The organism is Sorangium sp. So ce185 (genome assembly GCF_051526825.1).
Classification (GTDB): domain Bacteria; phylum Myxococcota_A; class Polyangia; order Polyangiales; family Polyangiaceae; genus Sorangium; species Sorangium cellulosum_D.
In genome coordinates this window covers 2,365,991-2,382,750 of record NZ_CP150316.1, presented here as the reverse complement: position 1 = coordinate 2,382,750, position 16,760 = coordinate 2,365,991, and the positions used below count along the sequence as shown (strand labels likewise).

Genomic DNA, 16,760 nt, shown 5'->3' with positions numbered 1-16,760 from the left:
GCCCCCTCCCACGGGGCCGGGCAGCTCTCGACAGAGCCTCAGCCCGCCCCGCGCCGCTCCCGGAGCACCTCTTCGAGGAGCGCGTAATAACGATCCCCCACGACATCCCACGAGAGCGCGCCCACGCTGCCGCGCAGCGCCTCCGGATCCCACGCCATGTCCAGCGCGCGGACCAGCGCGTGCCCGAGCGCTTGCGGATCGCCCGCGGGGACGAGCAGGCCGTTGCCCCCCGGCCCCTCGCACACGAGCTCCGGCACGCCGCCCACCCGGGTCGCGACGACGGGGCGGCCCGAGGCGAGCGCCTCCAGGACGACGTTCGGGCAACCCTCGCGGCGGCTCGGCAGGCAGAACACGTCGCACGCCGCCATGTACTCCGGGATCTCCGCGGGCAGCGCCCAGCCGTACAGCCGCGCCCGGTCCGCGAGGCCGAGCGCGCGCACCCGCGCGCGCAGCGGCTCGAGCAGCTCGCCGCCGCCGACCATCATGAGGTGCACGTCGCGGCGGCCCGCCTCGGCGAGGCGCGCCATCGCCTCGACGAGGACGTCGACGCCCTTCTCGGGCACGTGGTAGCCCGCGTAGAGCACCACCTTCGCGTCCACCGGCAGACCGAGGCGCTGCCGCGGCGGGGCCCGGTCCCGGATCGAGAACCGCGCGCCGTCGACCGCGTTGAGCTGCACCACGACGCGCTCCCGCGGCACCCCGAGCTCCACGAGGCGCTCGCCGAGCGCCCCGCTCACCGCCACCACCCGGGCGCAGCGCTGGAGCGCCGGCGCGATCTGCGCCCGCAGCACGGCGTCCCTCGGCTGCTCGTTGATGTCGCTGCCGAGCACCGTCGTGACGAGCGGCACCCCCGCTTCCCGCGCGAACACGTCCGCGGCGACCGTGTCGGGATAGGCCCAGGCGGCCAGGATCACGTCGTAGGGGAACTCGCGCCGGAGCCCGGCCATCGTCCGCCCGAGCGACGCGCGGATCGCCCGCGCGTGCAGGCGCGGCTGCCCCGGGATCGACCAGTAGGTGGGGAACAGCGCGTCGATGCCGGTGTGCGACTCGCGCGTGCCGCCGATGAGCTCCTGCGACGCCCCGCGCACGCGCGTCCACCAGGGCGTCGGGGCCACGAGCCTGAGCTCGCAGCGGCGCGCGAGCGCCCGGTACGTGTGATAGCTGTACGGCGCCATCGTCGGCAGCCGCATGGAAGGGTAATGGTGGGTGAAGACGAGGACCTTCATCGCGCGCTCGCCCGTCACCCGAGGCCGAGATAGAGCTGCTCGTACTTGCGCGTCATCTTCTCGAACGAGAAGTCGTCGCGGACCCGCGCGTGCCCCGCCTCGCCGAGCCGCCGCCGCAGCGCGGGATCGCGCGCGAGCCGCTCGATCGCGGCCGCGAGCGCGTCGGGGTCGTCCACCGGGACGAGCAGGCCGTGCTCCTCGCTCCGCACCACCTCGGGGACGCCGCCGACCGGCGTCACCACGACAGGCAGGCTGCGCGCCATGGCCTCGAGCACCGCGAGCGGCAACCCCTCGTCGCGCGAGGGCAGCACGAAGAAGTCGGCGGCGAGGAGCAGATCGGGCACGTCCTTGCGGAACCCGAGGAAGCGCGCCTCCTTGCCGTGGATCCCGAGCTCCCTCGCGAGCCCGTGGATGCGGTCGCGCTCGTCCCCGTCGCCCACGATGAGGACGGTGACCGCGACGCCGCGGTCCCGCAGCCGCGCGAGCGCCCGGAGCAGCACGTCATGCGCCTTCACCGGATGAAACGCGGCCGGCATGATCCCGACGAACGCGCCGCCGGACGGGCCCGCGGGCTCGGGCGATTGCGCGGGCGGCGGGTCGGCGCCGACGCCGAACTCGGCGCGCACCTCCTCGCGCGTCCGCCGCGCCGGGGTGATGTCGATCCCGTTGTGAATGACAGAGATGTTGCCGGCGACGCCCACGGCGCCGCTCTTGTCGGCCGTGTCCTGCGAACATCCGACGACGGCGTCCGTCGCCCGCCACTCGAAGCGCGAAGGAACGCGGATGATCCCGCGCGTCTGGGCGTGATCGGTGAAGACGAGCCGCGCCCGCGTGAGGAGCTTGCCGACCGTGGCGTAGTGGAGCGCAGTGGGGTTGTGCGCGTGAATGACGTGCGGACGCGCGCGCGCGAAGGCCAGCGCGGCGTGCGCCGCGCGCGCGGGCAGGCGCCCGCCGAGCACGGTGGCCGGCAGCGCGCGCTGCCGCGCCAGATCCGCGAGCGGCCCGCCGCGCAGCGCGAGGATGGAGGCGTCGTGGCCGTGGCGCCGCTGCGCCTCGGCGAGGCGCAGCACGAAATGCTCCATGCCGCCGCCGTTCAGGCTGCTCACGACATGGACGATCCGCAGCGTCGAAGTCCCCATGGAGGGTTGCTACCCGAATCGGGTCTCCTGTTGAAGCGCAAACCGCACCGCGCGCCGTCACCCACGCTGCCAACACGCCTCGCCGGGGCGCCTGCGTTCGTGACGTTTGGCGCGCGGTCACGCCGAGTCGCGCCGAGTCGCGCCGAGTCGCGCCGAGTCACGCGCGGTCGCGCCGAGTCGCGCTCGCCGCTGATCGTTCGCGCTCGTTCGCGCTCGTTCGCGCTCGCCCTTGCCCAGAGGACGCCCCGGGTCGCTGGGTCATCCTACCACCTCGCCTCGCCGTCACCGCACTTTTGATTTGGCGAGCGGAAGCGGCTACTAGACGGGCATGAACCCTGAACTTCGGCGCGCCCTGGACCAGGGCATGCGCCGCGTGCCAGGCATGAGCGCCGCGGCGAGGCTGCTCGCCGTGCGGCTCGAGACCGTCAAGGCGCTCCTCGCGCGCCGGCTCGACGAGAACCCGCTCCCGGTGCCCGACGCCGTCACCCCGAGCGACATCCCGTCGGTCGCCGAGCTCGGCCCCGGGGACAGGGTGCTCGCCGAGCTCGATCAGGACGGCTTCGCCTTCGCGCTCCACCCGGCCGACGTCCCCTTCTTCAACCGCAGGAGCGAGAAGATGCCGCGCCTGCGGTACCGGCTGCACGTCGTCCTGCGCCGCGGCTACGTCTGCGTTCGCAAGCGCTTTATCGGCCAGCCGCGGAACGCGCCCGCGAGCGCGCACCTCGCCTCCCTGCTCGGGCTCTTCTTCTATAACGAAGCGGCCGCGCTCCTCCGCCTGCGCGATCTCCCCAGCGTCCCGAGGATTCGCGATCTCCACCTCACCACGCGCACCCTGTTCATCGACTACGTGCGCGGCCAGACGCTGCAACATCAGGTCGCCGAGCGCGGGCAGAAGGTCCTCGACATCGACCTCGCGCCGCTCGGGCAGCTGTTCGATCCGGAGCGCGATCGGCGCGAGATCGAGGCGTTCGCGAGCGGCGGCGGCGAGGCCCACCGCGGCCGCATCGAGGAGATCGTCCGGGCGATGAACGCGCGCGGCGTCGCGCCGCTCGACGTCAAGCTCGGCAACGTGCTCATCGGCGAGAAGACGGGCGCCCTCTACTGGGTCGATTTCGAGCGGGCCGCGATCGAAGGCGCGCCCCGCTACCGCGAGCAGCTCGCGGAGCACCATGACCTCGTGAATCGGTGGTTCGGGCTCTCCCTCCCGGGCGACGGCGGGGCGTGAGGCGCGGCGGGCGCGATCGAGGGTGCGATCGATGACACGAGAGGAAGGCAGGGCGCCGCGGGGCGCCATCGAGCGGATCGGCGAGAAGGCGGGGCGGTCGTGGCCGAGCATCGAGGCGGCCGCGCGGCTCTCGGCGGAGACCCGGGCGCGCCTCGCGGCGCTGCTCCGCGAGCAGATCCCGTGCGACACGAGCGCGGTGGTCTTCGGCTCGCTCGCCCGGGGCGAGTACACGACCGGCAGCGATCTCGACTGGACGCTGCTCATCGACGGTCAGGCCGACGAGGGGCACTTCAGCCAGGTCCAGGCCATCACGAAGCTCCTGAAGGAGGCGAAGTTCCACGAGCCGGGCCCGACGGGCGTGTTCGGCAACGTGGCCTTCAGCCACCCGATCCTCCACCAGATCGGCGGGCAGGAGGACACGAACAAGAACACGACCCAGCGCATCCTGCTGCTCCTGGAGTCGCTCGCGATCGGCAAGCCGGACGCCCACGAGCGCGTGCTCAGGCTCGTGCTCTCGCGCTACGTGGAGGACGACCGCGGGCTGCACTACGGCAGCAAGCGCGAGATCATCCCGATGTTCCTGCTGAACGACATCGTCCGGTACTGGCGCACCGTCGCCGTCGACTTCGTCTACAAGCAGCGGGAGCGCAGCTCGGGCTGGGCGCTCCGCAACGCGAAGCTCCGGATGTCGCGCAAGCTCATCTTCGTGAGCGGGCTCATCACCTGCTTCGGCTTCGAGCTGTTCGGCAAGGACCGGGCGACGTGGGCCGACGACGGCGACCGGATCTCGACGCCCGCGCTCGTGCGCTTCCTCCGCGAGCGCATCCGGGTGACGCCGCTGGAGAGCCTCGCCGAGGTGCTGCTCCGGCCCGCGATCTCGGCGGAGACGGCGCGGACGCTGTTCGACAGCTACGACGCGTTCCTCGAGCTCCTCTCGAACGAGGAGGAGCGGGGCCGGCTGAAGCAGCTGCCGCTCGACGAGCAGCTCGGCCACGACCCGACGTTCAAGCGGGTGCGCGACATCGGGCGCGAGTTCCAGCGCGGGCTCGACCGGCTCTTCTTCGAGGAGGACCCGGAGCTCCGCAAGCTCATCCAGACGTACGGGGTGTTCTGATGCGACCCATGGGCTACTCGACAGGGGCGCTCGCGCTCAGCGACGTCGAGCGGGCGCTCTCGATGCTGGAAGGGAGCTCCGCGACCGCGGTGGAGCTCTCCGCGCTGCGCATCTCGGAGCTCAAGCCGCTGCTCCGGCAGCTCGGCTCCCTGGACCTGTCGCGCTATCGCTACGTGTCGTTCCACGCCCCGAGCCGCTTCGACGCGGCGGAGGAGCGCGTCGTCGCCGACGCCATGGCGGAGGTGGCCGCGCTGGGCTGGCTCGTCGTCCTCCACCCCGACACCGTCCACGACCTCGGCGCCTTCCGACAGCTCGGCGGCCTGCTCGCGCTCGAGAACATGGACAAGCGAAAGCGGACGGGCCGCACGGTGGACGAGCTCCGGCCGTTCTTCGACGCGCTGCCGGACGCGTCGTTCTGCTTCGATATCGGCCACGCGCACCAGGTCGATCGCACGATGACGGAGGCGCACTTCCTGGTGAAGGCGCACAGGACGCGGCTGAAGCAGCTCCACGTGAGCGAGGTGAACTCGGGCAGCCGGCACGACGCCCTGAGCCAGAGCGCGGCGCACGCGTTCCAGCGGGTCGCCGCCCACGTCCCGGGCGACGCGGCGCTGATCCTGGAGACGCCGGCGTCGCCAGAGGAGCTGGAGCGGCAGATGGCCATCGCGAGGGCGGCGCTGACGATCCCGGACGGCTTGGAAAAGACGCCCGGCTGACCCGGGAAGCGCCGGCGGCGAGGGCGCGGGCGCGCCGGTTTCGCCGGTCGCCGGCATCGATCCTGGCGAGCCCTGGCCTCGCAGCCTCGACGAGCGGCTTCGGGGGCAGCGCGGCGCCCAACGGACGGTCTGGGGGCGCCCGAGGCGCTACGCTGCGCCCGTTCTCGGCGCGCCCAGGGCCGGATCGGGGGGACCACGATGAAGCTGAAGACGCTCGCGGCCGCGAGCACCGCATGGCTCGCCGCCCTCGCGCTGCTGACGGCGAGCGGGCTCACGCTCAGCACCGCGTACATGGACCGCGAGGTCGCGTGCCTCTTCAACCTGGTCCGAGAGGTGCGATCCATCATGGAGCTGGAGGTCCACCTCCTCTCCTACGAGCGCGAGAGCGCCCGGGTCGCGCTGACCCAGCTCCCCGAGCACGCGCGCGCGCGCGACGCCGCCGGGCGCGAGGTGCAGCGGTGGATCGACGACATCCGCGAAAACCCCGTCACCGTGGACAACGCGGACGTCGTCAAGGCGACCGAGCGGGCGCTCGAGCACTACCTCGCCGCGCGCGCGCTGGCGGACGCGGCGGCGCCGCCAGCCGCCCCCGCGGAGCGCGGGCTCCCCGAGGAGGTCGATCGCGCCTTCGTCGCGCTCGAGCGGCTGCTCGCCGCGAAGCTCGAGGAGGCGCGGATCGCCCGGGGGCGTGTCGACGCGGTGAACCGGCTCTCGGAGACCGTGAGCCTCGGGGCCGCCGCGATGCTGCTCACCGGGGTCCTGCTCGCGCTGTGGCAGATGAGCGGGCGAGTCTATCGCCCGCTGCTCGCGATCCGCGCCGCGATCGACCGCTACGGGGCCGGCGCGCTCGACGCCCGCGCGCCGCAGGGCGGGCTCGAAGAGCTGCGCGAGATCGCCGTCGCGTTCAACGAGATGGCCGAGGCGCTGGCCGAGCAGCGCCGGAGGCAGCTCGGGCTCCTCGCGAGCGTGGCGCACGATCTGCGCAACCCGCTCGCCGCGCTGAAGCTCACCGTCGACCGCCTCCGGCCGGATCGGCCCCTGCCGCCCGAGGAGCGGCTCAGGCCGATGCTCGCCCGCATCGGGAAGGAGGCCGCGCGCTGCGATCACATGCTCACGGACCTCATGGACATCGCGCGGATCGAGGGCGGCGAGATCGAGCTGCGCCACGAGATCCGGGACGCCTGCGAGATCGCCCGCGAGGTCGTCGAGCTCTACCGGCCGACGGCGACCGCGCACGAGATCAGGCTGTCGCTGCCCGGCGAGGCGGTCCCGCTGCGCTGCGATCCGGTCAGGATCGAGCAGGTGCTCAACAACCTGGTCGCGAACGCCATCAAGTACTCGCCGGAGGGCGGCGCCGTGCAGGTCGCCGTCGCGCGCGAGGGCGCCGAGGTCACGATCGCGGTCGCCGACCAGGGCGTCGGCATCGCGGCCGAGGACCAGCGGCGGCTGTTCGAGCGCTACTGGCGCGCGCCGTCGTCGCGCTGCGTGGCCCCGGGCGTCGGCCTCGGCCTGTGGGCCGCGCGCCGCATCGCCGAGGCGCACGGCGGGCGCATCGAGGTGACGAGCGCCGCCGGCGAGGGCTCGACGTTCACCCTGCGCCTGCCGTCCTAGTCCCTAGGGCTCGTCCGGATCGAGCTCCCAGCCGAAGACGCCGGGGGTGCGCGCGCGGTGCCTGCCGAGCGCCTCGCCGGGGAGCCAGGGGCCGTCGGCGGCCCAGCGGGTGGAGAAGGCGTCGCGCAGCACGAGCTCCGCCAGCTTGCCCCTCGGCGAGAACCCCCACTCGGCCTCCTGCGAGACGTCGTCCGGGTCGGCGTAGAGCCGCCAGACGAAGAAGCCGGCGCAGGTGCGCGCATCCAGGAACGGCGCCATCACGGCGGCGTAGGCCTCGGCCTGCGAGCGCTGATCGACGACCACGTCCTTCATGCGGTCGGGCCACTCCCACGGGCGCACGGCGGGATCGCGCCGCGTGGTGTAGCCGATCTCGGTGAGCAGGACCGGCTTGCCCCACGCGCGCGCCACCGCGTCCACCCCGGCCGCGACCTTGCGCCCGCCGCGCAGGAGCTCCTCGAACGACGCGCCCTCGCGCTCGGCGAGCGGATAGAACGCGTTGATGCCGATGAGGTCCAGCGCGTCGAAGATCAGCGTGTGCTCGACGTCGTCCCAGTTCGCCGAGTAGGTGAGCAGCCCCGGGTACACGCGGCGCACCGCCTCGATGATCGGCAGGAAGCTCGCCGCCCGCGCCGTCGTCACCCAGCTCCGCAGCTCGACGCCCACGCTGAGCATCTCGGCGCCGCCCTCGCGCGCGACCTCCGCCCAGGTGAGCAGGAACCGGCGGTACGACTCGGCCCAGCGCGCCCAGCCCGCGTCGTCGCCCGGGTCGATCAGCGCCCGCCACTCGCCGCTCTCGACCCAGAGGTGCGGGACGAGCAGCACCTTGAGCCCACGCGCGTGCGCCTGCGCGATCGCCGCGAGCACGTTGCGCCGGTTCTCCTCGAACGGCGCCTCGAAGACGAGATCGACGCCGGTGCCCTTGCCGTCCCACACGCGGCCGAACGGCGTCAGGCTGACCCAGGTCGCGCCCATCGCCACCGCTTCATCCATCGCTCGCCCGCTCGCCGCGGTCCCGTAGCCGCGGCCCGGATGCCGGAGGTTCTCGATCGGCCCGATCGTCACGCCGCGCACGCCGCCCCAGCCCGACTCGGCCCACCCCGTCGCGCCGTACGGAAGGCGCTCCGGCGAGATCCGCGGCGCCTCCGGCGCGACGCGCGGCGCCCCCGGCCCGACGCGCGGCGCCCCCGGCCCGACGCGCGGCGCCTCCGCCGCGCTCCGCGGTGCCTCCTGCGCGATCCGGGGCGCGGCGCTCGCGGGCCGCGCAGCGCCGCAGACGGCCGCCGCCGACACGGCGAGGGCGGCGCCCGCGGCGCCGGCGAGCGCGCGTACTTCTCGACTCATCGCTGGCACGGGGACGCCTTATACCAGGCGGGCGGCTCGCGGTACCGCGGACGTCAGCCGCCGTCGGTCTCCTGGGGCCGCGGCCCGCCGTGACCCTGCTCGGACGGCTGCGGCGCGGCCGTCGCCGGCCCCTGCGGCTGCGGCGCGGCCGCCGTCTCCCCCGGCCGCGGCGCGGTCGCCGCCTCCGACGGCTGCCGCGCGCGCAGCAGCGCGTCGCGCTCCTGCCGCGCGCGCTCGGTCCCCTCGCGCCACCGCTGCTCGCGCTCCATCTTCTCGCGCCGCCGCCGCTCGCGCTCGACCTCGTCGTAGATCACGTCGGGCCGCTGCGGCTGGTACCGGAGCCCGCCCGGCGGCACGGCTTGCAGCGCTCCGCCGTCCGGGCCCGGAGCGCTCTCGGCATCCGGCCCCGGCGCCGCGGGCTCACCCGACGCCACGGCCGCGGCAGGCACGGCCGCGCCCGGCCGCCTCGCCGCAGCAAGGGAGCGCGCCTCCTGGACCGCGCGCTTCGCCACGCCCTTCGATGCCAGCACCGCGCTCTCATCGACGCCGAGCGCGCCCGTCTGCACGAGCCACACGCCGCCGACCCCCGCGGTCATCCCGAGCACCGCGAGCGCGATCGCGAGCCGGCGCGGCCACGGCGACGGCCCGCCGCGCACGACCGTGAGCCGCTCCGTCTCGGCCGGCGCGCGCGCCTCGGCCGGCGTGACGCGCGGCGCCGGGTCGACGGTGACGCGATGCGCGATCTCGCGGTCGAGCGGAACGGGCGTTCCGCCTGCCGGACGCTGCCCAGCCCGGCCCCGCAGGTCGGTGGGGAGCTCCGGCGGGCTCACCGTCAGGACCGGGGGCGGCGTGCGGCTCGGCCGCAGCTGCTCGCCGCCGTCCCAGGACGCGCCCGCGTGCGACACCAGCGTGATCTCGCCGTGGCGGACGCCTCCTGGCGCATCCCACTTGGCCGTCGTCTCGAGGTCGCCCATGAGATCGTCGGGCGACATCATTGGCAAATCGGCCAGCGTGTCGGCCTCCCACTCGTCCTCGACGGGCGCGGGGGCCGGGGTCGCCATGCGGAGCGTCTCGTCCTCCGCCCGGAGCGCCTCCCACACGCGCTCGGCCGCGTCCTCCGCGCCCTCGCCCCCGAAGCGCGCGAGCGCGAACGCGAGCTTCGCGACGTCCGAGGGGCGCGCCTCCGGGTCCTTGTCGAGGCAGCGCAGCACGAGGCCCCCGAGCTCGGCCGGCTCGAACCGCGGCGGGAACGGCGCGGGCGGATCGTTCAGGACCTTGTTGCAGATCTCGAGCTCGGTCCGCGCCTCGAACGGGCTCGCTCCGCAGAGGAGCGCGTAGGCCACCGCGCCGATCGACCAGATGTCGGCGCGCTCGTCGATGCCGCCCGCCGACCGCATCTGCTCCGGTGCCATGTAGAGCAGCGAGGTCCGCATGGCGCCGGAGGCGGCGTTCGGGCCCTCGCTCTCGACGCCGCACGCCACGGCCGACACGCCGAAGTCGAGCACCTTCACGCTCGGCGCGCCGTCGCCGAAGCTGAGGAACACGTTCTCGGGCTTGAGGTCGCGGTGGAGGAGCCCGACGCCGTGCGCCTCGGCGACGGCCTCGCAGATCTGGAGGAGGTACTTCACCGCCTCCCTGGGCCGCAGCGGCCCGCGGCGCTGCAGGTAGCTCGCGAGATCGGAGCCCTCCAGGTACTCGCTGACCACGAACGGCACGCCGCCCTCGACCCCGACGTCGAGGACCCGCGCGACGTACCTGCCCGAGAGAGCGCGCGCGGCGCGAGCGCCGCGGAGCAGCCGGTCGACGGCGTGCCGGTTCTCGGCGATCCTGGGGTCCACGCGCTTGAGCGCGACGCGCTGGCCCGACGCGCGATCGATCGCGAGGTGGACGGCGCCGACCCCGCCGAGGCCGAGCCGGGTCTCCACCGCGTACCTGCCGGCGACGACCTCCTGGCCCCCCGCCGGAGCCTCGGCCGCCCGAGGCGCACGCTCGGCGTCGGTCCACTCTCGCGCGGCCGCGCGATCCTCTCCTCCGGCCTTCAGCGACGTCAACGCACTGCCTCGGTGGGGTCCGCGCGCTCCGCGAACCGGGTCAAAACCTGTCCTCTGAATAGCAGATCCAGAGTGCAGCAACGCGTCCATGACGTGTCGTCTACCGACCACGACGACAGGGGGATGTCCGTTCTGTGCGCAGCCGGCTGGCCGGCCAGCTGGCCGGCCGGCCGGCCCGCCTCCATCCATCGCTGCCGCGAATGCAGCCGATCCATCGCCCTTCGCCATCCAGACATTCCCAGCCATGCAGCCCAGCGATGCGCCGTCCGTGCCACGCAGTCCGGCGCTGCGCCGCGCGGGGCGCGCGGGCCTGCGCTCCGGCCGTCCACGCGGCTCACGGCGGGAGCCCGAGCGCGAGCGCTACCAGGGTGTCGATGCCGGCCAGGACGAGGACGAGCGCCGCGGCGGACCCCGCGCCGAGCCCGAGCGCCTTCACCGCGCGAAGGCCCCGCCCCCCGCGGGCGTCCGGCCGCCCGTGCTGAACGCCGCGCGTGACCCAGCACCACCCGAGCATGGACAGCGGCCCGAACGCGTAGAGCGCTGCGCCCCAGGTCGCTCCGTTCCAGCAAGCGGCGCGCTGCTCGGGCGTAAGCCGCCGACGATCCCACCGCTGCAGCGCGAGCGGCAGCGCAATGCCGAGCAGCATCTGGATTGCGAGGCGGAGAGCGCTCATGTCGCGCGAGGGGATCCCGGGCGCGCGATCCGCTCAGGCAGCGCCGGACAACCGCTGTTCGATCGAGCACGCCGCAGCGCGTCGCGGCAGAGCTCGGGTGAGCGACTCGATGCCCGTCTTCGCTGTCCTGCTGCGCCGCGGAAAGCACCCCAAAAATCGCGTGCCGGCCTTCTCGATCTCCACGGGGATTGATACGAACGAGGAATGACAACGACTGAGGCAGGGGACATCAGGAACGTTGCAATCATCGGACACAAGGGGGCTGGGAAGACATCGCTCGCCGAGGCCATGCTGTACGTCGGCAAGGCGACGGCCAAGCTCGGCAAGGTGGACGACAAGTCGAGTGTCCTCGACGATACCGCCGAGGAAAAAGAGCACGTTTGCTCGTTCGAGGCGAGCGTCGCGCACCTCTCCTGGGGCGGGAAGAAGATCAACCTCGTCGACACGCCCGGAGAGGGGAGCTTCCTCGCCGAGACGCGGCTCGCGCTCGCCGCGGTCGACGCGGCCATCCTCGTCGTGAGCGGCAAGGACGGCGTGCAGCCGATCACCGAGCGTGTCTTCGGGTGGGTGAGGGAGGCGAAGCTGCCGTGCATGGTCGTCGTCACCAAGGTCGACGCAGAGAACGCGCGACCCGACGAGGTGATCGCCGAGGTCCGCGCGCGCCTCAAGGCGCCGCTCGCGATCATGGAGGAGCGCGTCGGCGAGGGGCTCCAGTTCCGGGGGGTCGTGGCGATCCGGACGAAGAAGGCCTGGCTCGACAAGCCCGAGGCGCCCGCCGCGGCCGCCGGCGCTCCCGTGCCGGCCGACGTCGCGGGGGCGGTCGAGAAGGCCCGGGGGAAGCTCGTCGACGACGTCGCCGGCAGCGACGACGAGCTCACCGAGCGGTACCTGACCGAGGGCGACCTCACGCAGCAGGAGCTCGATCAGGGGCTCCGCGACGCGGTCCGCCGGGGGGCGCTGGTCCCGGTCTACTTCGCCTCCGGGGTCCGCCCGAGCGGCGCCGCCGCGCTGCTCGACGGCATCGTCGAGCTCGTGCCCCCGCCGACCGAGCACCCGGCGTGGGCCGGCGTCGTCCCGAGCGGCAAGCCCGGCGCCGCGCCGCAGGCCGCCGAGCGGCCGCCGTCCGCGGAGGCGCCGGCGGCGGCGTTCGTCTTCAAGACGTCGATCGATCCGCACGCCGGCCGCACCTCGTTCGCGCGCGTGCTCTCCGGCGCGCTCCGGCCCGACGCCACGCTGCTCAACGCGAGCACGGGCAACGCCGAGCGCCTCGGCAAGATCCACGCCGTGGTCGGCAAGGACCACAAGCAGGTGGAGGAGGCGCGCGCCGGCGACATCGTCGCGCTGCACAAGCTGAAGGCCACGCTGAGCGGGCACACGCTCTGCGACGAGAAGCACGCGTTCCTCTTCAGCGCGCCGGAGCTGCCGCCGGCCCTCTTCTCGCGCGGCGTGAGGTTCGACGCGAAGGGCGGCGAGGACAAGGTCGGCAACGCCCTCTACCGGCTGACCGAGGAGGACCCGGGGCTCAGCGTGCACCAGGACCCGTCGACCCGCGAGCTCGTCGTCTCGGGCCTCGGCGCCCTGCACCTGGAGATCACGGTGGAGCGCATCCGCCGGCGCGTCGGGATCGACTGCCGGCTCGGCCCGCCGCACATCGCCTACAAGGAGACGATCTCGCGGAAGGCCACGAACGTCGAGGGCAAGCACAAGAAGCAGACCGGCGGTCATGGCCAGTTCGGCGTCTGTTACATCGACATGGAGCCGCTGCCGCGCGGCGGCGGCTTCGTCTTCGAGGACGCGGTCGTGGGCGGCGCCGTGCCGCGGCAGTTCATCCCCTCGGTCGAGAAGGGCATCGTCAAGGCGATGTCGAAGGGCGTCCTGGCCGGCTACCCGATGGTCGACGTCAAGGTGCGGCTCTTCGACGGCAAGTACCACGACGTCGACTCGTCGGACGCGGCGTTCCAGATGGCGGGCAGCAAGGCGTTCAAGGCCGCCGCCGCGCAGTGCGCGCCGGTGCTGCTCGAGCCCATCGTGCGGCTCTCGGTGACGGTGCCGAGCGCGACCATGGGCGACATCATCGGCGACATCAACAGCCGCCGCGGGAGGATCATCGGCACGGACTCGGTCGAGGATCAGACGATCGTGAACGCGTTCGTCCCGCTGGCCGAGGTGCTCGAGTACGAGTCGAAGCTGAAGAGCATGACCCAGGGCAAGGGCACGTTCACGATGAGCGTCGAGCACCTGGAGGTCTGCCCGCCGGCGGTGCAGGAGAAGGTGATCAAGGAGAGCGGCTTCAAGGCCGAGGCCGACGAGGACTGACGGCGGCGACGCCCGGGCTACGGGTGGATGTGGACGATGGTCCCCTCCCCCGTGGCCTTCCCCGCGCTGACCCCGTGCCACCCGTCGGGCACCGGCGGATCGGTCCAGAGGAACACCCTTCGCGCGTCGATCGGCGACAGGTTGATGCACCCGTGGCTGCGCGGCTTGCCGTAGTCGTCGTGCCACGGCGCGGCGTGAATCGCGTAGCCCGCCTCGAAGTACTGCACCCACGGCACGTCGCGGAGCTCGAACTTGTTGTCGACCTCGTGCGCGTCCATCGTCGTCGTGACGTGCTTGTCGCGGATCCGGAACGTCCCGCGCACGGTCGAGAAGGTCTTCTTGGGGTCGCCGAGCCCGTCGCGCCCCGTCGCCGCCGCGGTCGCGTAGACCGGCCGCTTGCCCTCGTAGAGGATGAGCGTCTGGCTGAGGATCGAGATGTCGATCCACTTCACGTCCCCCTGCGCGAACGACGGCAGCTCCGAGGGCTTCACCGCGATGGCGACGTCGGAGTCGCGCACCCACGTCCCGTCCTTCGCCTCGACGAGGCGCGCGCCGCCCACCTTCTTCGATCGCCCCGTGAGCTGCACGGCGGTGTGCCAGGGCAGCTCGCCCGCCTTTTCCATCTCGCCGCCCGAGATGTCGTAGCGCTTCGCGTCCTGCCGGTGCACGAACGCGAGGGGCAGCTCCCACCCCTTGGTCATGTCGACGCCGCGGAACGTGGAGCCGCGGGCGGGCTTGAGCTTCGACGTGGGCACGAGCCGCGCGTCGGTGGTCATCGCGAAGCGCCGCCCGCCGTCGCCCATGAAGGTGTCGATGAGGGCGAGCCCCGCCTTGCGCGCGATCCGGTTCGTGATGATCGCGTAGCCCGGGACCTTGAACGACGAGATGTTCGGGATCTGCCGCCCGCCCTTGAAGAACCAGGGGATCTCGTCGCTGCCGTTGCCGCCGTAGAGCTCGCTGTCGCCGAGCTCGGGCGGCTCGGCGGGCGGATCGCCGGTCGCGTTGCCCTGCGCGTCGAGCGGCACGTCGTTGGCGCCGACCTTGATCTCGTCCCACTTCTTCTTGAGCTTCTTGTAGCTGCGGAGGTGCCGCTCCAGGCTCATCTCGTACTGGAGCTGCTCCTTCATCGACGGCATCCGGTAGTAGTTCGGCGCGATGGCCCTGACGAAGGCGTACGGGTACGGCATCGGCTTGGACAGGTCGGGCCGCCGCGTGAGCGCCCGGAGGATCGGGTGCTTCATGTCGATCGTGGCGTCGCTGTCCGCGCACATGTACCCGGCGGGCAGCACGCGGTAGTAGCCGCCCTGGCAGTCGTCGAACGAGACGGGCTTCTCCCCGCGGGGCGCCGTCCCGCCCGCGCGGAGGTAGCCGAGCTTGGCGGAGCGGCGGTCCGCCTTCTCGTAGATGGGCGCGACCATCTGCACGGCGCCGATGCGGGGCCCGTCGACGCGCGGGAGGGTGGCGGGGTCGTTCTCGGCGGACGTCTGGGCCGCGCCCGCGGAGAGGCTGATGATGCCCTCGGGCGTGGCGTTCTCCCCGCCGCTGCAGGCCGAGAGGACCGGCAGGGCGAGGGCGGCGAGCGCCAGGGCGGGCGGCGAGAAGCCGCGCGCGAGGGCCGGGATCGCAGAGCTTCGCTGTCGGGCGTCCATGCCCCGGGGATGCCGGACAGACGGGCAGGTGGCCAAGTTTTGGCGCTCCCCGATCGGCCCGAAGCGCGGGCAACCGGGCCCCAGGGGCGCTCCTGCGGCGGCGCCCACCGCGGGCGATGCTCGGAGGCGACGGCGGGCAGTGCGCGATGATGCTGGAATGGGGTTGCGCTGGAGCCCGGCGTTGGGTAGGTTCCGGGCCCTCGCGAACCCCGCGAGCATGCGCCACTAGCTCAGCTGGATAGAGCGTCGGCCTCCGGAGCCGAAGGCCAGTGGTTCGAATCCACTGTGGCGCGCTGGGTTGTCAATGGTCCCGTGACCTCGGGTCTCGGGATCGTGCCCGGATTGCGGCGAGGCGTCGCTGCGTGAGGCGCTCACGCGAACCACGCGTTGAGCTCGGCGTACGTCAGCGGCGCATCGTGGAACGACGGCGGCGTCCACCGGCCGGCGAGCAGCTGCTCCGCGTCCTGCTTCGCGGCCGAGAGCGCCGTCAGGGCGAGGCGCGGCCCGACGCTCACCCGGCGCACGCCGAGGGCTCGGAGCTGCTCGACGGGCGGTAGCGCCGGCGAGGCCCACACGTTGAGCGGGGCCTGCACCTCCGCGGCGACGCGCGTGAGCCCCTCGGCCGCCGCGAGGCCCGGCACGAAGACGCCGTCGCAGCCCGCGTCGACGTAGCGCCTGGCGCGGCGCACCACCTCGTCGAGGGCCGCGGCGGACGAGGGCGCGCCGCGCAGGAGCACGTCGGTGCGCGCGTTCAGGAACAGGTCCAGCCCGGCGCGCTGGAGCGCCCCCCGCGCCGCGAGCAGCTTCGCAGCCAGCGCCTCGGGCGGCTCGGCCCCGTCCTCGAGGTTCACGCCCGCGACGCCGGCCTCCGCGAGGCGGCACACCGCGTTGCCGACCCCCTCGGCGCTCGTGGCGTAGCCTCGCTCGAGATCGACGCTCACCGGGACGCGCACGGCGCGGAGGATGTCGCGGGTCGAGGCGAGCAGCCGGTCGAACGGCAGGCGCTCGCCGTCGGCCGCGCCGTGCGCCCAGGCCACCGCCGCGCTGCTCGTCGCGACGGCGGCGCCGCCGGCGGCCTCGGCCATGCGGGCGCTCACGGCGTCCCACGCGTTGAGCAGGACGAGGAGCTGTCCTGGCGCGTGCAGCGCCCGGAAGCGCGCCGCGCTGGAGTGCGGCTGGCTCATTCGCCGCCCTCCGCGTCGGGCGCCGCCGGGAACCGGTAGGCCACGGCGATGCGGTTCCAGGCGTTGATCGTCGCCACGACCGACGTCAGCGCCGCGAGGTCGGCGTCGGAGAACGCGCTCGACACCTCGCGGTACACCTCGTCGGGCACGCCGCCGTCCGCGAGCTGCGTCAGCGCGTCGGTCCACGCGAGCGCCGCCCGCTCCGGCGGCGTGAAGCAAGGGCTCTCGCGCCAGCGGGCGAGCGCCTCGAGCCGCTCGCCCGAGATCCCGAGCCGCCGCGCCTCGCGCCGGTGCATCGCGAGGCAGAAGGAGCAGCGGTTCACCAGCGAGGCGCGCACCTTGACCAGCTGGATGAGCTCCGCGCCGAGGGCGCTCTGCTTCGTGGCGGCCGAGATCGCGAGCAGCGCGCGATCGGCCTCGGGGGCGAGGCGCCGGAACCCCGCGTAGTCGAGCCGGGAAGTTTTGGTTGCCATGGCCCGGCAGGATAGGTTCATGATGGCCCAGCGACAGTGCCA

Annotated in this window: 13 protein-coding genes and 1 tRNA gene; 6 read left to right on the top strand and 8 right to left on the bottom strand. The window is 73.5% G+C overall.

Annotation, left to right across the window (positions count from 1 at the left end; genetic code table 11):
- Nucleotides 1-38: 38 nt before the first annotated feature.
- Nucleotides 39-1,226, bottom strand: a complete 1,188-nt coding sequence (locus WMF26_RS08795; RefSeq protein WP_437999950.1) for a glycosyltransferase family 4 protein — start codon at nucleotides 1,224-1,226, stop codon at nucleotides 39-41.
- Between the two features lie 14 nt (nucleotides 1,227-1,240).
- Nucleotides 1,241-2,365 (bottom strand): glycosyltransferase family 4 protein, encoded by a 1,125-nt coding sequence (locus WMF26_RS08790; protein ID WP_437999949.1) that lies wholly within the window; start codon nucleotides 2,363-2,365, stop codon nucleotides 1,241-1,243.
- A 328-nt stretch (nucleotides 2,366-2,693) separates the two neighbouring features.
- Between WMF26_RS08790 and WMF26_RS08785 the strand changes: the two genes are divergently transcribed.
- From WMF26_RS08785 to WMF26_RS08770, 4 genes are all read left to right on the top strand, one after another.
- The gene (locus WMF26_RS08785) at nucleotides 2,694-3,590 is read left to right on the top strand and encodes a hypothetical protein (protein WP_437999948.1); all 897 of its coding nucleotides are present in this window, start codon (nucleotides 2,694-2,696) and stop codon (nucleotides 3,588-3,590) included.
- A gap of 31 nt (nucleotides 3,591-3,621) precedes the next feature.
- Nucleotides 3,622-4,704 (top strand): nucleotidyltransferase domain-containing protein, encoded by a 1,083-nt coding sequence (locus WMF26_RS08780; RefSeq protein WP_437999947.1) that lies wholly within the window; start codon nucleotides 3,622-3,624, stop codon nucleotides 4,702-4,704.
- Nucleotides 4,705-4,712: 8 nt separating this feature from the next.
- Nucleotides 4,713-5,420: a TIM barrel protein gene (locus WMF26_RS08775; RefSeq protein WP_437999946.1), complete on the top strand. Its 708-nt coding sequence runs from the start codon at nucleotides 4,713-4,715 to the stop codon at nucleotides 5,418-5,420.
- A 198-nt stretch (nucleotides 5,421-5,618) separates the two neighbouring features.
- Nucleotides 5,619-7,031: an ATP-binding protein gene (locus WMF26_RS08770; protein ID WP_437999945.1), complete on the top strand. Its 1,413-nt coding sequence runs from the start codon at nucleotides 5,619-5,621 to the stop codon at nucleotides 7,029-7,031.
- Nucleotides 7,032-7,034: 3 nt separating this feature from the next.
- Here WMF26_RS08770 and WMF26_RS08765 read toward each other — a convergent pair whose 3' ends face one another.
- The 3 genes from WMF26_RS08765 to WMF26_RS08755 form a co-directional block, all read right to left on the bottom strand.
- Complete coding sequence (locus WMF26_RS08765) at nucleotides 7,035-8,372, bottom strand: glycoside hydrolase family 113 (RefSeq protein WP_437999944.1); 1,338 nt, start codon at nucleotides 8,370-8,372, stop codon at nucleotides 7,035-7,037.
- A gap of 53 nt (nucleotides 8,373-8,425) precedes the next feature.
- The gene (locus WMF26_RS08760) at nucleotides 8,426-10,423 is read right to left on the bottom strand and encodes a protein kinase domain-containing protein (protein ID WP_437999943.1); all 1,998 of its coding nucleotides are present in this window, start codon (nucleotides 10,421-10,423) and stop codon (nucleotides 8,426-8,428) included.
- A 334-nt stretch (nucleotides 10,424-10,757) separates the two neighbouring features.
- A complete protein-coding gene (locus tag WMF26_RS08755; protein WP_437336722.1) occupies nucleotides 10,758-11,096 on the bottom strand; it encodes a transcriptional regulator in 339 nt (112 codons plus the stop codon).
- 204 nt (nucleotides 11,097-11,300) lie between these two features.
- Here WMF26_RS08755 and fusA point away from each other — a divergent pair, with 204 nt between their 5' ends.
- Nucleotides 11,301-13,412: an elongation factor G gene (gene fusA / locus WMF26_RS08750; RefSeq protein WP_437999942.1), complete on the top strand. Its 2,112-nt coding sequence runs from the start codon at nucleotides 11,301-11,303 to the stop codon at nucleotides 13,410-13,412.
- 17 nt (nucleotides 13,413-13,429) lie between these two features.
- Here the strand turns inward: fusA and WMF26_RS08745 are convergent, their stop codons facing one another.
- Entirely contained in the window at nucleotides 13,430-15,061 is a 1,632-nt protein-coding gene (locus tag WMF26_RS08745; RefSeq protein WP_437999941.1) for a L,D-transpeptidase, read from the bottom strand.
- 219 nt (nucleotides 15,062-15,280) lie between these two features.
- On the opposite strand from WMF26_RS08745, the gene WMF26_RS08740 reads away from it, so the two are divergent.
- Nucleotides 15,281-15,354: transfer RNA gene (locus WMF26_RS08740), tRNA-Arg, on the top strand.
- Between the two features lie 78 nt (nucleotides 15,355-15,432).
- Here WMF26_RS08740 and WMF26_RS08735 read toward each other — a convergent pair.
- The gene (locus tag WMF26_RS08735; protein ID WP_437999940.1) at nucleotides 15,433-16,245 is read right to left on the bottom strand and encodes an isocitrate lyase/PEP mutase family protein; all 813 of its coding nucleotides are present in this window, start codon (nucleotides 16,243-16,245) and stop codon (nucleotides 15,433-15,435) included.
- On the bottom strand, nucleotides 16,242-16,718 hold the full coding sequence (locus WMF26_RS08730) for a carboxymuconolactone decarboxylase family protein (protein WP_437999939.1): 477 nt from the start codon (nucleotides 16,716-16,718) through the stop codon (nucleotides 16,242-16,244). Before WMF26_RS08730 ends, WMF26_RS08735 begins: the two co-directional genes overlap by 4 nt.
- Nucleotides 16,719-16,760: the final 42 nt, after the last annotated feature.